At 39.2% G+C, this 23,284-nt stretch carries 17 protein-coding genes; 2 read left to right on the plus strand and 15 right to left on the minus strand.

Going from position 1 to position 23,284, the window contains the following annotated elements; all coding sequences use genetic code 11:
• Positions 1-386 precede the first annotated feature (386 nt).
• The 13 genes from lysS to HMPREF0877_RS09350 form a co-directional block, all read right to left on the minus strand.
• Positions 387-1,871 (minus strand): lysine--tRNA ligase, encoded by a 1,485-nt coding sequence (gene lysS / locus HMPREF0877_RS09290; protein ID WP_002829137.1) that lies wholly within the window; start codon positions 1,869-1,871, stop codon positions 387-389.
• A gap of 107 nt (positions 1,872-1,978) precedes the next feature.
• The gene (gene hslO, locus HMPREF0877_RS09295) at positions 1,979-2,872 is read right to left on the minus strand and encodes an Hsp33 family molecular chaperone HslO (protein WP_040761215.1); all 894 of its coding nucleotides are present in this window, start codon (positions 2,870-2,872) and stop codon (positions 1,979-1,981) included.
• A gap of 112 nt (positions 2,873-2,984) precedes the next feature.
• The gene (gene ftsH / locus HMPREF0877_RS09300; protein ID WP_002829139.1) at positions 2,985-5,054 is read right to left on the minus strand and encodes an ATP-dependent zinc metalloprotease FtsH; all 2,070 of its coding nucleotides are present in this window, start codon (positions 5,052-5,054) and stop codon (positions 2,985-2,987) included.
• A gap of 78 nt (positions 5,055-5,132) precedes the next feature.
• On the minus strand, positions 5,133-5,729 hold the full coding sequence (gene hpt / locus HMPREF0877_RS09305; RefSeq protein ID WP_002829140.1) for a hypoxanthine phosphoribosyltransferase: 597 nt from the start codon (positions 5,727-5,729) through the stop codon (positions 5,133-5,135).
• Between the two features lie 106 nt (positions 5,730-5,835).
• Positions 5,836-6,810, minus strand: a complete 975-nt coding sequence (tilS, locus tag HMPREF0877_RS09310) for a tRNA lysidine(34) synthetase TilS (RefSeq protein WP_002829141.1) — start codon at positions 6,808-6,810, stop codon at positions 5,836-5,838.
• Between the two features lie 273 nt (positions 6,811-7,083).
• Positions 7,084-7,470 (minus strand): FtsB family cell division protein, encoded by a 387-nt coding sequence (locus tag HMPREF0877_RS09315; protein WP_002829143.1) that lies wholly within the window; start codon positions 7,468-7,470, stop codon positions 7,084-7,086.
• Positions 7,471-7,607: 137 nt separating this feature from the next.
• A complete protein-coding gene (locus HMPREF0877_RS09320) occupies positions 7,608-7,886 on the minus strand; it encodes an RNA-binding S4 domain-containing protein (protein WP_002829144.1) in 279 nt (92 codons plus the stop codon).
• Positions 7,877-9,475 carry a polysaccharide biosynthesis protein gene (locus tag HMPREF0877_RS09325; protein ID WP_002829145.1) on the minus strand — a complete coding sequence of 533 codons (1,599 nt, stop codon included), beginning with the start codon at positions 9,473-9,475 and terminating at the stop codon, positions 7,877-7,879. Before HMPREF0877_RS09325 ends, HMPREF0877_RS09320 begins: the two co-directional genes overlap by 10 nt.
• Positions 9,476-9,479: 4 nt before the next feature.
• On the minus strand, positions 9,480-12,980 hold the full coding sequence (mfd, locus tag HMPREF0877_RS09330) for a transcription-repair coupling factor (RefSeq protein WP_002829146.1): 3,501 nt from the start codon (positions 12,978-12,980) through the stop codon (positions 9,480-9,482).
• A 17-nt stretch (positions 12,981-12,997) separates the two neighbouring features.
• Positions 12,998-13,564, minus strand: coding sequence for an aminoacyl-tRNA hydrolase (gene pth / locus HMPREF0877_RS09335; protein ID WP_002829147.1), 567 nt, complete (start codon positions 13,562-13,564; stop codon positions 12,998-13,000).
• Between the two features lie 150 nt (positions 13,565-13,714).
• On the minus strand, positions 13,715-15,295 hold the full coding sequence (locus HMPREF0877_RS09340) for an amidase family protein (RefSeq protein WP_002829148.1): 1,581 nt from the start codon (positions 15,293-15,295) through the stop codon (positions 13,715-13,717).
• A 175-nt stretch (positions 15,296-15,470) separates the two neighbouring features.
• Positions 15,471-16,421 (minus strand): TerC/Alx family metal homeostasis membrane protein, encoded by a 951-nt coding sequence (locus HMPREF0877_RS09345; RefSeq protein WP_002829149.1) that lies wholly within the window; start codon positions 16,419-16,421, stop codon positions 15,471-15,473.
• Positions 16,422-16,665: 244 nt separating this feature from the next.
• Positions 16,666-19,185 (minus strand): YhgE/Pip domain-containing protein, encoded by a 2,520-nt coding sequence (locus HMPREF0877_RS09350; RefSeq protein ID WP_002829151.1) that lies wholly within the window; start codon positions 19,183-19,185, stop codon positions 16,666-16,668.
• 134 nt (positions 19,186-19,319) lie between these two features.
• Between HMPREF0877_RS09350 and HMPREF0877_RS09355 the strand changes: the two genes are divergently transcribed.
• Together HMPREF0877_RS09355 and HMPREF0877_RS09360 are read left to right on the plus strand one after the other, a co-directional pair.
• The gene (locus HMPREF0877_RS09355) at positions 19,320-19,922 is read left to right on the plus strand and encodes a TetR/AcrR family transcriptional regulator (protein WP_002829152.1); all 603 of its coding nucleotides are present in this window, start codon (positions 19,320-19,322) and stop codon (positions 19,920-19,922) included.
• Between the two features lie 247 nt (positions 19,923-20,169).
• Positions 20,170-21,657, plus strand: a complete 1,488-nt coding sequence (locus HMPREF0877_RS09360) for a zinc metalloprotease (RefSeq protein WP_002829153.1) — start codon at positions 20,170-20,172, stop codon at positions 21,655-21,657.
• 170 nt (positions 21,658-21,827) lie between these two features.
• Here HMPREF0877_RS09360 and HMPREF0877_RS09365 read toward each other — a convergent pair whose 3' ends face one another.
• Positions 21,828-22,538, minus strand: a complete 711-nt coding sequence (locus HMPREF0877_RS09365) for a TatD family hydrolase (RefSeq protein WP_002829154.1) — start codon at positions 22,536-22,538, stop codon at positions 21,828-21,830.
• Positions 22,539-22,599: 61 nt separating this feature from the next.
• Complete coding sequence (cbpA, locus tag HMPREF0877_RS09370; RefSeq protein ID WP_002829155.1) at positions 22,600-23,244, minus strand: cyclic di-AMP binding protein CbpA; 645 nt, start codon at positions 23,242-23,244, stop codon at positions 22,600-22,602.
• Positions 23,245-23,284: the final 40 nt, after the last annotated feature.

The following is a 23,284-nucleotide window of genomic DNA, read 5'->3' on the forward strand; positions in this document are numbered from 1 at the left end:
GTTGCGTTTCACAACTTAGTTAGTATATCAACAATCTAAATAATTGTCAACAACTAAGTTTTATAACAAATCTTTTATAAAACTTGCGTTTCACAACTTAAACTATATTACAGTATATTCATTTGAATGTCAACACTATAATTTAGATAAGTTTTGATGTCTTTTGAATTGATTTTTTCATCGCTTCCAAAACCCAACTTTTATATAATACGACTATGATTGAGAGAATGCAAGCTTTAATTTGAATTTTATAACATTTAATTTTAGCACTTAGATATTCTTCATCAACTTATCAGATAACCCACACACCAATAAAAAAGCTGAAACAGAATTTTCTATCTGTTTCAGCTTTTTAATAGATACAATATTTTTTGCGTGTTGATATCTTAACGCATTGTTGGGAATAACAAGACGTCACGAATCGTATCAGCATTTGTTAGCAACATTACCAAACGATCGATTCCGATACCTAAGCCACCAGTAGGCGGCATACCATACTCCAAAGACTCAATAAAGTCTTCGTCAATACCTTCGGCTTCATCGTTTCCTGCTGCCCGTTCAGCTGCTTGTGCCTCAAAGCGCTCGCGCTGATCAATCGGATCATTTAACTCAGTAAAGGCATTGGCATATTCACCGCCCGAAATAAACAACTCAAAACGTTGCGCAAAACGCTTATCGTCATCACTCTTCTTAGCTAATGGTGACACTTCTACTGGATGTCCGTAGACAAAAGTTGGTTCAATCAATGTATCTTCAACAAAGTTCTCAAAGAATTCATTAATAATGTGACCAACACCCCAGTATTGCTCATACTTAACACCCTTCTCGTCAGCAATTGCACGGGCTTCTTCAACCGTGTAATCTTGCCAAAAATCAACACCAGTTTTTTCCTTGATCAAGTCCACCATGTGCTTACGTGCGAATGGCTTAGCCAAATCAATCGTGTGTTCTTGATAAGTAATGATCATATCATCGGCAACAACCTTTGCAGCAGCCTTAAAGATATTTTCAGTTTCAGTCATGACATCGCCAAGATCCCAAAAGGCAGCATAAGATTCCATAACTGTAAATTCAGGATTGTGTTTTGGATCCATACCTTCGTTACGGAAGACACGACCAATTTCATAAACACGCTCCATACCACCAACAATTAAACGCTTCAAATGTAGTTCAAGTGCAATACGCATGTACAAATCGATATTCAAAGCATTGTGGTGTGTAATAAATGGTCGTGCAGCAGCCCCACCAGCAGCATTTTGAAGCATAGGTGTTTCTACTTCTGTAAAGCCATCACCATCCATGTATGCACGAATAGCAGAAATAATCTTTGAACGCTTTTGGAAACGATCAAACGAGTCATCATTCGCAATCAAATCCAAATAACGTTGACGATACTTTGTTTCAATATCAGTCAAACCATGGAACTTGTCTGGCAAAGGACGCAAAGCTTTTGAAAGGTGCGTAATTGCAGTCACATTTAATGACAATTCTCCAGCACGGGTCTTCATGATGGTACCTTTGAAGCCCAACCAGTCACCTAAATCTGATTTTTTAAACCATTCATACGTTTCTTCACCAACTACTGGTTTTTGTACAAACACTTGAATACGTCCTGAACGATCCTTAATGTCAGCAAAACTAATTTTACCTGAACGGCGCTTTGTCATCATGCGTCCAGCAATTGCGACTTCATTTGCTTGCGCTTCTAAATCTTCACCTGAAACATCATCATATAATGTGTGTAATTCAGATGCCATGTGTGTCCGATCAAAACGGTGACCAAATGGATCGATACCTGCATCACGCAATTCGGTCATTTTTTCACGGCGTTTGATCATTTGGTCATTTAACGACACTTGTTGGTCAGCCATATTCCTATTCCTGCCTCATTTTTCTTTATTGATTCTTTGGTGCTTCCACCATACATAATTATAAGTTTGCCAATCTTCTGTCCATTTTGCAAGTCTCAGGACAAATTTTACAAACCATTTGCATCCTTGCTAGCAATAATTGCCTGCAATTCGTTTTCGTCGAAATTAATAATTTTACCAGTAAATCGATCGATAATTTCAACACCATGGTCTTCAGCTAATATTTCTTGTAATTCTGTAAGTGGTAATGTCGCCAACATCCGGGCATAGTCATGCTTCGCAATTTCTGGGTAAAGATTTACCTCAGTTGTTGACAATACTTTCACTTGTTCTTCACCAAACAAATTATTGAGTAAATCACTTGGCGTAAACCCTTCAAGCATTTGTGTGGAAATGGCTGGAAAATTAGCCAATTTATCTTCTAATGTGGCAATATCCTCATCCGTAGCATCAGGTAATGTCGAAACCATAAATCCTCCGGCCGTGACAATGGTGCCATCGGGATCAACCAATACAGATACCGCTACGGCCGAAGGGATTTGCTCCGATTTAGCCATATAGTAAGTTAAGTCATCCCCAATTTCACCAGTTACTAAGGCTACTTGCCCTGTAAATGGCTCATTTGCTCCAAAATCTTTTGTTACTGATAAAAATCCATCTGTACCAACAGCATTCGCTACGTCAGGTTGTCCCTTAGGCGTCAAAGGTAAGGTCACTTTTGGATTAGTCACATAACCACGAACCTCACCCTGAGCTGATGCCTCGACAACAACTTTTCCTGCCGGTCCTTGTCCATCAATACTGATAGCTAAGCGTTCATCGCCCTTAAGGATTGCATTTGACACCATTAATGAACCGAGCAATGCACGTCCTAAAATCGTAATTCCAAGTTGTGAAGCGTCATGAAATGTGGCAACTGTTTTCATCATATCAGTTGCTTCAATTGCAATCGCACGAAACTTACCATCGTCCGTTATCGCACGTATTAATTTATCTGCCATATTGATGTCCTTTTCTGATTGTTTTTCCGTTATCAAGTGTAACACAGAGTACATAAAAAAAGAGCCTAGGAATATATTCCCTAGCTCTTTGATACTACCTATTTATCAAACATTAAGCACGATCATCCTCGTTATCTGATGAATCATCGTCAGGTGTCAATGACTCTGAAGCAACTGCCTTTTCAGACGCAACATCTTCAGTCAATTTATCATTTGCAGCCTTCTTAGCTTGCTCGTATGACATCGGCGTTGATTCATCGGCCTTAGAATTTGCTTCGTCCGGCATCTTACCAGTGTTGAACAAGCTCAAAATTTGCTTCTCATCCAACGTCTCGTACTCTAGCAAAGCTTGCGCAATGGCTTCATGCTTGTCCTTATACTTAGTAATAATATCACGGGCTGTATTGTAACCCTCAGTTGTAATACGACGTACTTCTTCATCAACTAAACGTGAAGTCGTATCTGAGTATAATGGTTGACCATATTGTTGGTCACCATCTTTCTCTAACTGGACCATACCAAGCTTATCAGACATACCATATTGTGTAACCATCGCACGAGCAATACCTGTCGCTTGCTCAAAGTCGTTTGAGGCTCCCGAAGACTGTTGATTAAATATCAATACTTCAGCAGCACGACCACCCATCAAACCAGCAACCTGATCCATAGCGTCCGTCTTACTCATCAACATTTGATCTTCACGAGGTAACATGATTGCATATCCGCCTGCACGACCACGAGGAACAATCGTTACCTTATGCACAACACGTGCCTCGTTTAATACAAGACCAACAATAGCGTGTCCAGCCTCGTGATAAGCGACCGTCTTACGTTCTTTAGCTGAAACAACACGATCCTTCTTTGCTGGACCAGCAATGACACGGTCTTCAGCTTCATCCAAATCCTTACCCGTAATCGTATTGTTATTCTGACGAGCGGCTAACAAAGCAGCTTCGTTCAGCAAATTCTCCAAGTCAGCTCCAACGAATCCCGGCGTTTGCTTAGCAATTTCCTTCAAGTCAACACTTGAATCTAATGGCTTATTCTTCGCATGAACCTTCAAGATTGCCTCACGACCCTTAATATCAGGACGACCAACCAAAATCTTACGATCAAAACGACCTGGACGAAGCAATGCCGGATCAAGCACATCAGAACGGTTTGTTGCCGCCATGACGATAACACCTTCATTACCTTCGAATCCATCCATCTCAACCAACATTTGATTCAGCGTTTGCTCACGTTCATCGTGACCTCCGCCCATACCGTTACCACGTTGACGTCCAACCGCATCAATTTCATCGATAAAGATAATTGATGGTGCTGCCTTCTTGGCATTTTCGAACAAATCACGAACACGACTTGCTCCAACACCAACGAACATCTCAACGAAGTCAGAACCAGAAATTGAAAAGAATGGTACGCCAGCTTCACCAGCAACAGCCTTAGCTAGTAAAGTTTTACCAGTTCCGGGAGGGCCCTCTAGAAGTACACCTGATGGTATACGAGCACCTAACTTAAGGAACTTCTTTGGATCCTTTAAGAATTCAACAACTTCGACCAATTCTTGCTTTTCTTCTTCAGCACCTGCGACATCAGCAAAGCGCTTTTTGTTTTCTGATGGATCAGCCGGCTTAGCCTTTGACTTACCAATCCCCATCATATTGCCACGGCCACCTTGACCACCTTGATTCATACCACCCATCATTAGGTAGAATAAACCGACCATCAAGATCAATGGCAAAATAGTTACAAGAAATGTTCCCCAGAAATTAGTAGGCTGAGGTTTTGTGGTGATATCCGTATCTGCCTTTTCGGCAACTTTTTGTACATTTGCAATAACGGTATCACTACCAACCAACTTGGTCTCAAAGGACGTTGCCTTACCTGATTGACCACCACCTAACAATGCTGTAAAGGCATCATTATTGCTAGAATTTTTACTTGATTGTGCTTTTGTGTACTCACCCTTAACGTTGTAAACCCCATCGCCAGGTTGAATCGTGACTTTATCAATCTTTTTGTCACGTAACTCCGTCATAAATGTTGACGTAGAGATAGTCTTAGTATTTGAGGTCTGTGTGGGCCCGGCTACCCAATATATCAACCCCATAATACCGAGGACTACGATTACGTAAAACAAACTATTTCGGACAAAGTTTCCGTTTCGTTGGTTTTTCATCAATTCCTCCTATAGATAGCAATAGCAGTTACTATCTTATATTATGTACGATCTTATTAATTAATTTTTCAGTTTAAATTAGTGATTTGGTGTGATATCCACCGTGTCAACAATATCAGCATGTTGTGGATCATAAACTTCACGCTTCAAAACCCCTACATATGGTAGATTACGGTACAACTGTTTGTAATCCAGTCCATACCCTACCACAAAGGCCTTTGGTACGTCAAAGCCAACATAATCAACCGTTGCTTCGACAACTCGTCCATCTTTTTTATCTAATAGACTAGCCGTTTTTACTGATTTTGCACCACGATTCTTTAATAACTCAATCATGAACTTCAGCGACCGACCTGTATCAACAATATCTTCCATAATAATAATGTCACGTCCATTAATATCAGTCTGTAAATCTGTTACCAAATCCACATTACCTGATGATGAAATACCACCATTATAACTAGAAACATCGATGAACTCGACTTCTGCATATTGCATATGACGCATCACATCAACTGTCCACAAAACAGCACCCTTCAGTACTGATAGAATAATTGGTGTCCGTCCTTGATAGTCAGCAGCTAATTGTTCGCCAACTCGTTTGGCAGCTTTTGCAATATCTGCCTCGCTATACAATACCCGTTCGATATCATTATTCATGTCCGGCTGGTTCATGTTTTGTTAATCTCCTAAATCTTAATTCCCCTACTGTTACATAGATTTAAGAATACCATGTTTAACCCCAAATGTTTAGTCAATAACTAAAAGAACTGAAAAAGTTTTAACTTTTCACCAATCTTAACCATTGATGATTCCTTATAAGCTGTTTATAGTCATTTAACTGAATACTACCAGTAGCAACATTTTGATTTCTCATTAATTGAATGGTCTGTCGCAACTGTCGGTCTTTAACGTCAAACACTTCTTGTTTCTGTAACCATTGTTGTAGGACTAGTAATAATTGTTCTGTTGGTAATTGCCAATCTAATACACCTGCTTCTAACGCTGCCACATATTGCTTAATTTGTGGATCCGCTAATGCCTGTAAAGCTGTTAATTGGTCAGCAAAATCAATGATGTGAGCCACAGCTTGTTTATTTATGTGCTGTAGGTCAGGAATAACCGCATTTCTTAGTCGGTTACGTGCGTATTGCTGATCATCATTTGTATAATCGTCAATCCATTCTTGCACAGGTTCCTTAATTAAATCCTTTAATTCTAGCTTAGAAAGACTTAAAAACGGCCGTACAAGCTTCAGCCCATTGGTAAGCGTTTGTTTTTCTGGCATCCCAGTTAACTGCTCTAACCGACTTCCGCGCGTTAATTTATATAAAATTGTCTCGACTTGATCATTGCGATGATGTGCAGTCACGATACTGTTTGCACCGACTTGCTCAGCAACCGAAAACATCACGCCATACCGCTTTTCGCGTGCCTTTTCTTCTACTGAAACAGTTGGTACCTCTGACCAATCCAATTTTCGTATGGTTGCCGATTGTAAGTGTGGCGTATGTGCAAACACTTTCCTGACTAATGCTTCTTCTTGTTGCGCATCAGAACGCAGTTGATGATTAATGTAGATAGCACTAACTTGTGGTTGCAGATCTTTAGGCAAATCACCTGCAGTTAGCCATCTTAATAATCGTAATGAATCTTGCCCGCCTGATACAGCGACCAATACATGATCGTTGGCATCAAACAACTGCTGTTCACGAAGATGGCGAATTAAGTTAGCTCGTAAAACTCTAGGTTGCATTCCTATACACTTACTCCTTTTTTGGACTAACTTTATTATATGCTAAAAAGACAGAGTGTGAACCAATGTGGTTTGAATCCGGGTGTAAGGTCGTTTAGGTAATTTTTGGGCGGAGCAACGCGTAGAACAAGAATTTCCTAAATGATCTTACATTGAGGATTCAGCTTTTTGGAGCACATTTAGGCAGAGTGTGAACCAATGCGATTTGAATCCGGAGTGTAAGGCTATTTTCAGACAATAAAAGCCAGGATGTTTTGTCCTGGCTTTTATCAGTTAGTTTGTTAATTGCCAATTCGGAATATTAAAAACAGTTTCACCATTTTTTGTATACATGTATTTCTCACGAACCAATTTTTCCAAATAGCTATTATCACCCAAATCTTTTACTTCTTGTTTTAAGTCTGAATGTGATGCCTTTGCAGTTGATAATGTCTTGCTGGTCTCAGTTAACCCAGCCGAGGTAGTGGTGTATTTTACATATTGTTTATGAAAATTTACCATAGCCACGACAGCCACAATAATCATAAAAACACCTAGAAGAAAACGGCGGCGCAAATGAATATAGCGCGCATATTTCGCTTGTTGTGCTTCAATCGCTATATGATGCTTACCGGCAGCATTTAGTGGCCGTATATTTGATTGTTCAGTTGTTCTACGCATCACTAATCACCTTTCCGGTCGTTCATCTAAATCTACTTGTAGTCTAATTACCTTAACTTTACCGCAGGAATTAAATTTTTCTAACTCTCATTATCATTTCTTAACATTTTCATATAAAAAAATAACGGAGCGTTATTTTATTTTACGTCAGCATCAAAATCTTGTGCATACGACTCTGAAACAATACTGTACATATGCTCAGCTTCATTCTTTTTTGTTGTCTCAACAATGCGTTCTACTGCAATAACTGATGTCTTGTTACCAAAACGAATCGTTAATTCATCACCAGCCTTAACATCACTAGATGATTTTGCAGTTTTACCATTAATATCAATACGCCCTTGGTCTGAAATATCTTTTGCTACTGAGCGTCGCTTAATCAAGCGTGATACCTTTAAATATTTATCTAATCGCATGAATTTCCCTTTCGTTCTAAGAAGTGGTAGAGCTTGTACCCTTTTGGTAGTGCATACCACTCTTCTTTTGACAACAGACGTAAACGCCAAATCATCACTATAAACATAATTATACCAATTAACGCTGAAGTAATCAGCGAAAATAAACTAGCTAGTCGAGATGCTCCCATTAATTTATCACTCGCCCAACCCCATAGTCCAGCGGTTAGTAAAACGACCAGCAATGTTGTCATTAACTTGTACCACCAATTTTGGCTGTGCCATTGGCGTCGTAATTTTTTCGGTAAACGATGTAGGACAAAATATAACATTGGTACTAAGGCTAATAAAGTTGCCAAAGACGCACCCACAATGCCTAATTGTGGAATAAAAATCATATTCAAAATATACTTAACAATCATCGTCAGCAATACAAACCAGCTAACACCACGCGTATAATCTAAACTCTGTAAAACACTCGTGATGATCAAGATTAAGGTTGCTGGAATAATCGTTAGAACAAAAACCATTAATGCCTGACTACCCTCCCGCGTGCTAAACAGCACTTGGTTAGCTGCTGGCATAACCGCTATTAACCCAACTGTAGCAACACTTGATAGGATCAATGATAGCCGCAACATCATTTGAAAATCATGTATAAAGTCCCCATCTTCTTTTCGAACGGCATGAGAACGCAAAACTGGTAGTAAAGAAGTACTAACTGCTGTCGCTAGAACCATCCCCAATTGAACCAATGGTTGCCCGCGATCATAAACACCTTTCGCATACTCGGCAGCCTGTGAGCTCATGCCGTTGACTTCTAGTAGTCCTTTCGTCGAAAACGAATCAACCAACTGTAACAAAACTAGCAGACCGGTTAACATGGCCAAAAGATTGCCCTCCGACCATAGGCGCTGAAAAATGCGGATCCATCCGATTGCACGCTCTTTTTTAACAGGCTTAGTAATCGGTGTTTGCCAGACTAATTTAATCGTACGACTAATGTATAAAGTAGCTAGCATTGCTGCAAATGTAGCTGCTGCAGTCGCCCAAGAACCAATCTTGTAAACAGACCACCCCGCATGAACACCCCACCAAGCAACACCAATAATAATACCAACACGAACTATTTGTTCAATGACCTGCGAAATAGCCGTCGGTACCATATTCAATTGACCTTGTGCAAAACCGCGACCAACTGCCAAAAATGGCATGAACCAAAACATCCAAGCAACCGCTCTGATCACAGGAATCAATTTCAAATCATTTCCCATCCCGGTTGCTATCAAAGGAGCGCCACCATAAACAAACATGAATAAAATGAAGCTGATGATAAAGAGCAACCAAAACAAGCGTCGCGCAACCAACTGCTTACGTTCATTATCAGTCTGTTCCGTAATGATTTTTGAAATAAATAATGGCCACCCACTTAAAGCTAATACCACGCCAATGCCATATATCGGATAAACCTGTTGGTATACATAAAAACCTGTATTACCAACTAGATTTTGAAAAGGAATGCGATAAACAGCACTAAGAATTTTGGCAATGATTCCTGCCAATGTCAGAATACCAGCACCGGCCATTAAATTTTGACTACTTTTACTCATATTCCTAGTCCTTTTTTGGCAATAATGCTGACAAAAACTTTATTAAACTTTGCAACCATTCATCATCCGTTTGCTTTGGCTGAATAGCCATCGCAAATAGTACGGGATCATTCACTTTAATCTGACCACGAGTTTTCGTGTCAGCCATCGCTTGTTGGACTTGCTCATGAGTTATCTTAGCTTGCTTATCAAAACGAATAGTTATAATCGTCGGTTGATTAACTGTTCGCTTAATCTGGGCAACTCCCACTTGATCAGCAATTGCTTTTAACTGTGAGACTGTTAATAAACGATTGGTAGCTGCTGGTATATCACCAAATCGATCAACCAAATCATCCGTAATTTCAGCAAATTGTTCAGCCTTCGTTGCCTTACGAATACGTTGGTATAAGTCAATCTTTTGTGGACCATCTGCCACATAGTCAGCTGGCAAATAGGCTTCGACCTGCAAGTCTAATTCTGAATCAAAACGTTTTTGTTTCTTACCCTGTTTAGCAGCAACTGCCTCTTGCAACATTTGAGTATATAAATCATATCCAACAGCATTAATAAATCCATGCTGTGATTGACCCAGCAAGTCCCCTGCACCACGAATCGACAGATCCCTCATAGCAATTTTAAAGCCAGAGCCGAGCTCTGTAAAATCACGAATAGCCGTTAGTCGCTTCTCACTTTCTTCATTAAGCGAACGCGTACCTGGATAGGTAAAATATGCATAAGCAACGTTATTTGAACGACCCACGCGACCTCGTAACTGGTACAATTGCGCTAATCCCATATAGTCTGCATTTTCAACAAACAATGTATTAGCATTTGGAATATCTACCCCAGTTTCAATAATTGTTGTGGTAACTAAAACATCATATTCACCATTGATAAAGTCGACCAAAATCCCTTCCATTTGTGTTTCAGTCATTTGGCCATGAATATATGCAACCTGTGCTTCAGGAACTAAACTTTGAATCATCCCCGCGACTTTTTCAATATCAGCCACGCGATTATGTAGATAGAAAGTTTGGCCGCCACGTGCCATTTCACGTTCGATCGCATTTGCAATGACCCGTCCATTTTGTTCCATCACATATGTTTGAATTGGATAACGATTGGCTGGTGGCGTTTCAATCACTGATAGATCACGTACACCAACCATTGCCATATTCAGCGTACGGGGGATTGGCGTCGCCGTCAGCGTTAAGACATCCACATTTGTTTGCAAGCTTTTTAACCGCTCCTTATGTTTTACCCCAAAACGTTGTTCTTCATCAATAATTAGCAATCCTAAATCACCGAACGCCACATCTTTAGCTAATAAACTGTGTGTACCAATAACAATATCGATTGTATGATTCTTCAAACCAGTCTTGATTTCTGTCATTTGTTTCTTTGTTTGAAAACGCGACATCCAAGCAATTTTTAAATTGGTTCCTTCAAAACGGTTAAGGAATGAATCGTAATGTTGCTGGGCCAAAATAGTTGTTGGTACCAACATAGCCACTTGTTTACCTTCGTGAGCTGCTTTAAACGCCGCTCGCATGGCCACTTCAGTTTTACCAAAACCAACATCACCCACCAATAAACGATCCATTGGGCGTGACTTTTCCATATCTGCTTTAATTTCTTTGACCGAACGAATTTGGTCTGGTGTTTCAGGGTAAGGAAACGCCTCTTCAAAGCGACGCATTTCCTCATCATCTGGTGCAAAAGCGTAGCCTTGTTTAATTTCACGTTCCGCATACAAAGCCAAGAGATCATCTGCAATGTCCTCAACCTTTTTGGCAACTTTCGCCTTTGCACGTTGCCATTCAGTACCCCCCATTTTATTGATTCTGGGAGCTTTTTCAGCCGCACCGACATATTTTTGCACCAAATCAAGCTGTGTTACTGGAATAAATAACTTATCTCCCTTTTGATAAGCTATCGTAATATAGTCTTGCTTAACACCCCGATTTTCAATTGTTTGCATGCCTTCATAGATACCAATCCCATGATTAACATTCACAACGTAATCGCCAGGTTTCAGCTCATTATAGCTCTTAATACGTTCCGCATTTGACAGTGTTTGACGTTTTGGTGCCCGTTTACGAACTTGTTGAAACAATTCTTTTTCGGTTAACACCACTAATTTTTGCATTGGTAACTCAAATCCCGCACTTAGTGGTAGTGTTGCTGACTGCGTACGACCAGTTGCTAATCCGTCAACAGGCACTTGGTTTACTTTAATACCAAAGTCATTTAGGGTTTGAACCAATTTAACTTGTCGATCATCTGAATTAGTCAAAAAGATTACGGTCATATTTTGTTTTTGCCAACGTGTCACTTCACCTTTCAGCAAAGGCATCTGACCAAAAAATTGTTGTGTTGGTCGTAATGTCACATTAGTTAAGCTAGTTTGTCGTAATTGTCCAATTCCTCGTTGTAGTGGCGAGAAGATTAAGCTTGCTTGTTGGATATCACGTGCTTGATCAGTCAAAGACCAGCCAAAATCTGCCGTTGTCAAAACTTGTTGCTTATCAAGTTTCTCAGCCCACCAGTTTGTGTCATCTAATCGCATTTGCGCAGCATTTTCAATGGCACGTGGATAATCATCGAATACCACAATGCCATTTACTGGCAAATAGTCAAAAAGACTGGCAGCATCTGGATACAGCATATGTAAATATGCCCGCATTTCTGGCAAAATTTGTCCATCTGCTAGTGTTGTCAGTAATGGCGTGATTGCTTCAGTCAAATGCCGTTTCTCTGCACCAGCCAATTGGTCGCGTTGTTTCGTCATTGCCAACTCAAGTTGTGTTTTTGCTTTTTGACGATCATCGTCACTCAAAACTAAGTCAGCTGCTGGCAAAATGGTCAATGAATCAATATTTTTAATACTACGCTGATTTTCCGCATCAAATGACCGCATTGAATCCAGTTCAGTATCAAAAAAATCTAATCTAACCGGATAGTCTGCATCCAATGGGTACACATCAACAATTGAGCCACGAATCGCAAATTCACCAGGTTGTTCGACCGTGGTATTTCGGTGATAACCCATTTGATGTAATTTTATTTCTAAGTCTTTTAACTCATACTCATGATCAAAATCAATCGTCAATTGTGCTTGCTGAAACTTTTTAACGGGTGGCAAATAACGTTGTGCCCCCGCAATACCAGTTACCACAACAGCTTGTGGATCCGTTAATAATAGGTGCAAAGCACTAACACGCGCCAAACGAGTGTCTAACGATGTCACTGCCATTTCAGCTGCTAAACTTTCTTCAGCAGGAAAAACCGCAACGTGTTCGTTACCCAACAAAGCTTGTAAATCTTCCGCTAATTGATCGGCATGAAATTGACTATCTGACACAATCACCATTGGTTGCTGAGTTCGTTGCTGTAACGCTGCTAAATAAACCGTACGGGCAGTGCCAGAAATTCCCGTCATCAAATGACGACCGCCCTTAGTCAACCCAGTAGCTAGCTCCTGTAAAGCTTTATCCTGTTGTAAAAGTTCAGTTAGTTGCATAATGTATTTTTATTCCTTTAATTAAACTGATTCATCAGCATTGGCATGTCTTTACCGGCAGCAAAGTCTTCGAAAATTTCGACTGCTTTATCTAATCCCGCCAGTAAGTCAGGTTGTTCGTCTTTTCCAAATCGTCCTAATACATAATCGACAACTGCTTGATGAACATGTGCTGGATGGCCAATACCAAATTTCAAACGATTAAACTTTTGTGTGCCTAATTGATTAGCAATGCTTTTAATACCATTGTGACCGCCAGCAGAACCTTTCTGTCGTAAACGTAGTCGGCCAAGATCCATATCCATATCATCCTGCACAACGAGTAAGTCTGCTAGGTCTAGCTTGTAATAATCAACTAGTGGGCGCACTGCTTGCCCTGAATCATTCATATAAGTTGTTGGTTTAACTAACAAGACTTTTTCATTGTTGATGCGTACATCAGCTACAAAAGCATGATGGGCGCCGTCTTGTTTAAATGTGGCTTGGTACTTATCTGCTAATGCATCCACTGTCATAAACCCAACATTGTGGCGAGTTTGATCATATTCTTTACCAATATTTCCCAAGCCAACAATCATTTTCATTTTTCTTCTGCCTCACTTTTTATGTCATTAACGCACGAAATGGGTCGAGACCAATTAGCCCCCACCCTTGTGCATTATTTACTTGTATTAATTCTCTTAATGATTATAAATTCTAAACCAAATTATCCTGATTTAATAGTCCTAAGTCTTTTATTTTTTAGCCTGATAGTCATCAAGTGATTGTAACTGATCACTATCTTGGAATACTTTTCCTAATTGTAATAACATTTGATCTTGTCCTTTAGCTGCCTGCAATTGCACACCTATTGGCAAGCCACGTTTTGTAACATATGTTGGTAAGCTTATCGCCGGTTCGCCAGATATATTGGCTAATTGTGTGAATGGTGTTTTCGATAGACCATGTAGCCACGCATCGTAAATTAATTGCATCTGATCCTCATGGCTTAATTTTTGAATATGCTTTAGTCGCTTAACATATTTTGGTAAATAAGCTGGATCACTATTCTTAGGTGCCACTGTCGCAGTCGTTGGTGTTAAATAAATTGGATAGTCTTTATGGAATGCCGTCATCTGTCGGTCAACTTCAGCCATCTCATCAGCAACAAATTGATCACTCTCTTTTGTCTGTTTTTTATCCGCCTGATAGAGGGCCCATGTCATTGGCGAAACATCACGAAACTTCATTGGTTTCCCAGTCTCAGCTGCAATTTTTTTATTCGCATCAGTGCCCGTTGCGGTTGATGCTGTATAGTACATTTTCATCAACTTTTCACCATCAACCGGTGCGTCTTTCTTTACTACGGTATAACCTTGATTCCGTAAGAACTTAACGACTTGTTTAACTGCTCTGATAGCATCTTTACTAACTTTAGTTCCTACTGGGGACTTTACAGAATAGGCAATTGTCATCTGTTTCAAGTCAGCTGGTGCATCTTTTATCAGATCAGGATGTTCTATATTCTTCATCCCCATAAAATAAGTCTGTAAATCAGAAATATATCGTGCATTAGCAAAGTTAACCGATGAAGGAATCGTATCATCCCCAGTAATAGCACCTTGCGTGGGCTTTAAACCAATCACACCGGTAAATGATGCTGGAATACGCAAAGAACCCCCTGCATCATTTCCTGTCGCTATGGGTACAAAATCTGCAGCGACACTAGCAACTGCTCCTCCTGATGAACCACCAGTATTACGATTTAATCGCCAAGGATTATGGGCCACACCATTTAACTTTGAAACAGTGATGTTAATCAAACCTAATTCCGGATAGTTTGTTTGACCAATAATAATGAATCCAAGTGCTTGTAATTGCTTTACAAAATCACTCGTTTCTGTCGCATTCTGCTTCTTTAAGTTCTTCAAACCTCTAGTATTAGATTCTCCCTTAAGTTGTTGTCCTAATCCCTTAATTAAAATAGGCACACCATAAAAAGGCTGACCAGTATCTGTCAACTTATCCGCTTCTCGCAAAGCAGCGGATTCACGTAAACTAATGACTGCATTTAACTGTGGATTGTCTGCTTTGATGCGTGCGACTGCATGCTTAATTAGTTGTTGACTGGTTACCTTCCCACTACGAATTAATTGTGCTAAATCACTTGCAGAAGCATGCTGGTATTCAAAATATGTCACACCATAGTCTTTTGCATGCTTATGTTGTAACGTCTTCTCATTTGCGTGGACAATTAATTGCCGCGAAAAGTAGCCAATTCCCCCTGCTAGTAATGCTAAAGCAGCCCCAATTTTTATCTTCTGTTCCCGATTCACTTTACGCCCCCAAAGCTCAAGCTTTTATCATGCACATGATTAATGGATTTTTAACAACGATATCTACTATCATTTTACGCTATCAGTCATATATTTTGTGAAATACAGTGTTCTATTGTTGGGACGAAATAAAAAGCGTATCTGGACAGATACACTTTTCGTCAGTTATTTAATTTTATATCCCGTGAGCATCTTCCCAACGGGTTCTTGCAATTGATGCAATAATGGCAATCGCAAGCAAACTCACAATCACAATAAGCGAAGCAATATTTGTTATCTCAAAATGCCAGTCCATCATCTTACCTGCTTCATTAATCAACATTTTTGCACCAATAAAGGCTAAGATGAGCGCCAAAGCATATTTGATGTACCGAAACATTGGTAATAGCTTTGATAAAGCAAAGAATAACGATCTTAGTCCCAAAACTGCAAAAATGTTTGAAGTCACAACAATAAACGTATCTTGCGTAACTGCTAGCACAGCGGGAATTGAATCGACTGCGAATAAGATATCTGAAAATTCAATAAAAATTAAAGCAATTAGAAAAGGCGTCACAAACCATTTACCATTTTCTTTCACCATAAAATGTGGTTTGCTAACATCATCCTTAACTGGCAAGATTTTTCGCAAACCTTGGATCATTTTGCTATCATTTAAATCTTTATCCTTACCTTTATCGAACAACATATTTATTCCGGTATAAACCAGGAAAATGCCAAAGAGATACATTAACCATTCGAACTTGTGCAACAATGCTGCACCCCCCAGAATAAAGAGCACTCGCATCACAATTGCTCCAAATATTCCCCAGAACAACACTCTATGCTGGTAACGTGCCTCAATACCAAAGAATCCAAAAACTAAGATAAAGATAAATAAATTATCCATACTTAGCGATTCCTCTAGCAAATAACCAGTGACAAAGTCAATGGCGTGGCCACTTCCCTCGAAATACCAAATACCTGCCGCAAAAATAAAAGCTAACACAATCCACATTGCCGTCTGCAAAAGAGATTTCTTAAATGTTGGCACTTCTTCTTTTTTATTCAAGACCCCTAAATCTAATGCCAGCATTGCGATAACAAATAGAAAAAATCCAATCCAAACCCATATACTAACTTCCATTAAGTACGCTTCCTTTTTTTATATCAATACAACTACCTACCAGACCATCCTAGCAGACAATTGTATCAGGATTGTTCATGTGTTGTCCATTATTAGACTAATTAAGCTTAAAAAGGGCATCAATCCACCAAATTTAGGATTAATGTCCTTAAACGTGTTGTTTTTATTAAAAATAAAGCCGGTCAGAAAAGTCCATAAACTTTTCTGACCGGCTCTAAAATCTAACTAAAAGTCTTTATCCTAATTAATCTGCTTGCATTCCTTTAAGGACACGAAAATTGTGCAGATGAACAACAAAGTAGATAAACATTGCCAAAATCGACACAATGCCCACAATGGCTAACACCACCACCTCTGTTGCTATCGAACCACCAATCATGATTGTCTCACGCAACCCACTCACTGAATAGGTCATAGGTACAAGCGGGTGTAACCACTGATAGAACTTATTTGAAAGTTCTATTGGATAGGTTCCAGCTGCGACACTAAGTTGTAAGACAAGTAGCACCATCGAAACAAAAGCCCCCGCTTTGCCAAACCACATGTAAATGGCTGTAACTAATGCTGCATCAACATAGCTGGTCAACAGCATAAATAGTAATGTCTGTCCCGGATTAACAGGATTCATGCCGAGGACCCAGTCGCTTAATGCATAAAGTGTCAATGCTGTCATCGTAGCAATAGCAAAGAGAATGAACATCTTTGACCCAAACCAGGCACCAAGTGACGATACTTTTCCTCGTGGTGAAACCATATCCAGCATCAGGTTAAGTGCCATCATCCCAACAAACATACCAACAGAGAACATATATGGAATCATACCAGTCCCATTATTAGGTACTCGATCCTTTTCTGTATGAGATACCATCGTTGGTGTTGCCATCTGCTTGAGGGTACCCTTTGTACCCTTTAATTGATCAGCCTGTGCACCAGCCTTACTTAATTGTGTAGCAAGTGTGGTATTACCAGCATTCATTTCTGATAATGCTGGTCCCATTTGTTTGGCTGCGCTAGCTAATTGCCCAGAGCCATTGCTAATTTGTCCAGCACCACTAGCAAGTTGATTAGCTCCACTATTTAACTGACCACTCATACCAGATAAGGTCTGCAACCCATTATTTAGTGTTTGCGCCCCGTTAGACAGTTGGCTAACACCACCACTTAATGTCTGAGCACCAGATTGCAAAGTTGCAACACCATTATTTAACGTTGCTGACTTTCCCTGCAGCGTTTGCAAACCATTAGTTAATGTTTGGGCACCATCTGCTAACTGTCCAACTGCTTTTTGCACAGTGGGCACTTTGTCATTGAGTTGTTGTGAACCAGCTGCTAACTGCGAAACTGCGTCAGGTAACTTTTCCATTTCAATTAATTGATTATTAACCTGATGCAAATCTGTATTATTGACCGTTTGTGCTAATTCTGTCAAAGTTGCTTGATGTTTCTGCGCAACCTGTTCCAATTGCGTCACATTTGACTGTAGCGCCGCTGCATGTTCAGTCATTGTTGCCAATACTTGGGCAGTTTGGGTGTCACTTTGTTTGCTTGCCAATGCTTGAACAAATTTTGCCTTTTGTGCTGCAGTAATGTTGATCCCTGCTTCTTGCATAGCGGCATTCACGTTGTTAGAAAGTGCATCCTTATCAGCTGCATTAGCCTTTGCCAAAGCCTTTAAATCCGATTGTAGTGTGTTGAATTGATTGTTAATGGTTTGATTATCTGGTAATGCTGCTTTCGTATCATCCACAACGCTAGATAATGCCGCAACCTCTTTTTGTACTTTCGTCAAGTTGCCCTTCACATCATTATCAACCATTTCTTTATTCAACTGTGATAAGCCATCATTAAGCTTCGTGACACCATTAGCAAAAGTCGGTATTTGCTGATTTAACTGATTTAATCCCGTCGACAATGTCTGGCTACCATTGGCAGCTGTACCAACGGCAGCAGTGTACTGTCGTGTACCCTGACTTAATTGATCAATACCATTAATCAGTGTTGGTGCTTGCTGATTCATCTGATTCAACCCGCTGGCTAATTGTGCACTACCATTACTAGCTGTACTAACGGCAGTTGTATATTGGCCTAATCCCTGGGTTAATGTTTGGGCACCATCTTCAAAAGTTAACGAACTAGCTGCTAATTTTTCAAGATTAGTAGTAACTTGATCGCTACCTGATTTTAGGGTATCGGCACCATCCGCCAGCTTTTTATTGGCTGCACCCGCTTTCGTCATACCAGCGCCTGCCTGTTGTATTTCTTTAAAAATCGTCTTGGTATATATCTTAGTGACTTTCCCAGAAATTTGATTACCAATCTGTTTTGCACCTGATTCAGATAATTTACCCGCAATAAAGCTATGACCCGAACTTGTTTCATACTTTAGCTTCATTTGCTTGGGCTTTTTGTCTAACAATGTCGTTGCATTTGCTGAAAAATTCTTTGGAATCGTAATGACGGTATAGTATTTGCCGTCCGCCAAACCTTTTTTAGCCGCCTTTTCTGATGGGAATTTAAAATTCATCGCATCAGATTTCTCTAATTCATTTTTTAAATCATGACCAACCTTTAGCTTCTTACCCTGGTAAGTAACTGCCTGATCCTTGTTAACCACTGCTACTGGTAACTTACTCACCTCACCATAAGGATTCCACAATGATCCTAAAAAGGTAACTGCATATATAGATGGTACAAAAAACAATACAAAAATGACTAACATATAAAATTTATGACCTTTTAGCCACTGCCACTCTGATTTTAGCATTGTACACTCTCCTCCTGAAAAAATTATTGAACAACTTGTTGAATAATTTATCTATGTGCATTATATTAATGCTATTAGGGAGTTAGTGCAATAGACAATTTTTAACACGTTGTTTAATAAATGGAGCATAAATTATGAGACAAGCAGAACGTAACGCAAGAACGAAACAAAATATCAAAAGGTCTTTTATCCAGTTAATTGAAACAAAGGGCTTTACCAATATCACGGTATCTGACATCACACGTGATGCCCAGGTTAGTCGTGGTACATTTTACGTACATTATACGGATAAATATGAATTACTGTCGAAAATAGAAGACGAATTGATCATGAACATTACAAATGCTTTGAAAGATAATCTCAAAGAACCATTAAGTAATGATTCAACCCATGATAGGTCTGGGGCAACTTATCGTGTATTTAATCAAGCACTTGAATATGTAGATGGTGAACGTGAAACCATGCATGCATTATTTTCAGCAAATGGTGATCCCCAATTTTTTTCACAGATAAAAGACGTTGTTGATCATCTTTTTACTATGCAACTTGAAAAAAATGCTGGCCATTTTTCCGCTGCAATCCCCATCGATTACACTAAGGAAATTGCAATTAACAGCATTTTAAATATTGTTCGGCACTGGATCGACAAAGAAAATCCAGAATCACCTGAAGAACTAGCTGATATTTTAATGCGTAGCCGTTTTATGGCACCCCATGATTTGATTTCATTTGATTAATCATTCACTTGAACTGATTGATTATTAACTTAAATCGTCAGTGCAAATATATTAAACTTTTCTTGTCAAATCCCAAAATTATTTTTGTAATTTTTTTGTAACTTTGAAATCGCATTGTCACGGTTTTTGCAACTGACAATACCTGAAAAAAGTAACGATTTAACATCTTTCATAATTAGCATTTGTAAATAAAATATTTTACAATAAAACCCATTGAGTTCAAATGATATAAAAAGGCGGATTTTTCATGCATTTATTTAGCAAAAAAATATTCATATACTCAGGGATTACATTAAGTTTGATATCTGGTGGTATCGTGCTTAATTCAGGACTGACATATTTAAACGCCGCCACGGTACAAGCAGACTCGAACACTAACTCACAATTAGTGAATTTACTTGATCCAACAGGATTAGCCAGTACACACTTACTAGCTTCAAATTTCTATTTAAAAAACTATCAATCCAATCAATACCTAAGCAATGAATCAAATTCTCCTGCCATTACCAATCAACCTGGTGCAGATTCACAATCTTTATGGACAGGAAACTACATCACTTCAGGCCATTATCAATTGACTAATAACAATAACCAACAGTTGTTGACTGGTAATGGTTATAGCAAAATTGGTTTCTCTGAAAAAACGGAAGATAAAAATGTTACAGATAATCAATGGGAATTACAATCCGTTCCTGCTAGCGAGGTTAATGGTCAAAAAAATATCTACTTAATCAAAAATGCTGATACTGATCACTATCTAGCCCAAGATGGTAGTCAAACTTCAGTTATCTCTTCTACTAATCATAATAAATCAGCTTATTGGGAACTAGATCCTCAAACAATAGACAATGTTGCCAGAGTATTTACAACTGATGGTTTTAAGTCATTAAGCCATGATGAACAGACTGGTCTATTCAACTATACGTCTGCGACTTCTTCTCGCTCAGCACAAATGCGTGGTGTATTGAAAGGGATTGCTACTGATGAATTCTTTAGTGAGTCTGCCAGCAATCAAGCGGCTGCACTGCGCAAAGTATTAAGTAATGGTGGTTCACCAGAAGTCAATCGTGACGTTAATGCCGATGCAAGTGGTTATTCCACAACCTATAAATTATCTAAATCTAAAAAAACAACTTATGCTGAATATTCTACGGACGGCAGTGTAAAAGGTTACCGGACAGCTGTAACGTTAAATAATTCACTCACAAGACAGCCACAACAAACAATCAATGTTTATACAACAAGTGCTGATGAAGCTGAACAAGTTGCGAAAGCTTATGCCGTTATTCCATATGAATTTAGGCAATATATTACCAATATTTTCCAAACGAATAATAGTGCAAATACTTTTAATACCGGCAAAGATATGATGGCCATTCGCATGAACTTCTTACCTAAAAATGGTCAAATTGCGATGACTGGTGCCCATGAACTTGGCCATAGTTTATCATTTAATGATGCTAATTCAGATGATTATTCACACACGCAGGCATGGACAGATGCTGTTAAGGCCGACGCTGATGCTGTCTCTGATTATGGTTCTTCTAACAATGATGAAGGATTTGCAGAATTTACGCAGTTAGTCATTTCTAGTTTAGGTAACCCATACGATATTCAAGCTATCCAAACCATGTATCCACATCGTTGGGTAGCCTTTGAAACATACTTTAATTCATTAAATGGTGATGGCGCCTTAGAAAAGCTCTACTCTCCTGTGTCAACACCTTTTAACTAGGGAGTGTTACAGTATGGCTTCAGACTTTTGGAGCGCGTTTATGCTATCAAACTGACATGCTCTTAATTAAGATATTTTTAGCAAAAAGAAGTTGGAACATTTTATTTTGTCCCAACTTCTTTCAGTTTATAACAGCTAGTTATTCCCCAGCATCTAGACAATCATAGCAACTAACTAAACAAATGTTGCCAATTTTTTTCGATTTGCGCTTCTAGCTGTGTCACTGACATTGTTCGCAAATCGGCCACTTTCTGATAAACCTGTTTTAGCAATCCTGCATATTCATTAATATGAACATCTCTTTTTAAAACCCACTGAAAACTCTCCAACCCATCTGATTCAATAAACAACTGCGATAATGGCACTTTCTGCGCAAAGGTTTGTACGAATTCATCAGTTAGGACATCTGGTCCAATTGAAAAATAACTGTTCGGACGCGCAATGTATGCTGCTTGTAACTTCGCGGATGAATACCAGTGTACTAATACTGTCAAATCAGGCAATTCATTGATATCATTTAAAATTTCTGATTCACAACCTTTTGTATGTAAAATAACTGGGCGGTGTAGGTCATGCGCAAGATGCAATTGCTGCAAAAAAAATGGGCGTTGCACTGATAATGGGACATCCGTCCACACAGTGTCCAATCCAATCTCACCAATAATTGCTACTTGTGACAATAACTGCTCATCCATCGGCTGTCGTTGTGTTTCCCATGGATGAACGCCATAACTTAATATCTGCTGACTACCAGCATACTGTTCATTAAAATGAAATTCTGCACGCGTTGTTGCATTTAAAATAGTGGCAATGTGTGCCCGTTGCTGTTCTTCAATAAAAGTAACATCACCATCACTATGACTATGCATATCAATTAACATATATTCCCCTCTATAAAAAAAGCGGTCAGGCAAATTTGCCGACCGCTATATTCGTAACTCATCACATATATGATGATTGTGATAGATCCTCTAATGACTCCAAGTGGTAGCCTTTTCTAGATAAAATTTTGATGATTTTTGATAACGATCCTTCACTAACCGTATCTGGTAGTGTAAACAAAAGTCGGGTTGTCCGTGGATTTCTATCTGGATCCAAAGTCATTGCTGATGAAATCGTTGTATATCGTGAAATGATATGGGCTGCCTTTTCCAGGCTACCACGCTCACCATCTGATACTAACGTTAAACTATACCGACCCTGATTCGTTGCCCAAGAATCCGCTAGTAATCTCATCATACGACTATGTGTCAGAATGCCCATAAAATGGTTATCTTTATCCAATACTGAAACGAATGGCAAATCTTTCAGCGTAAAAAATGCTTCATAAAAGGTTGCTTCCACACGTACAAATTTTGTCATATTCCGCATATAACTAGTGACCGGTACATCCAAAGTACCACCTTCAATAATGTGGTGGTATATATGTAGCTTATAAATAGCCCCGCGAAACAATTGTCCACTTTCATCCAAAATAGGAATAGCCCGAAATCCGGAATGATCAAAGATATCTAATGCATCTTGAAGTGTTGCATTTTCACTGAGTGTTGTTAACACATCTCGAGATTTTACCAATGTCGCTAGCATTTAGACAACTCCTATCCTTAGTTTCTAATCTAATTATAAT

Source organism: Weissella paramesenteroides ATCC 33313, from assembly GCF_000160575.1.
GTDB classification, from domain to species: Bacteria; Bacillota; Bacilli; order Lactobacillales; family Lactobacillaceae; genus Weissella; species Weissella paramesenteroides.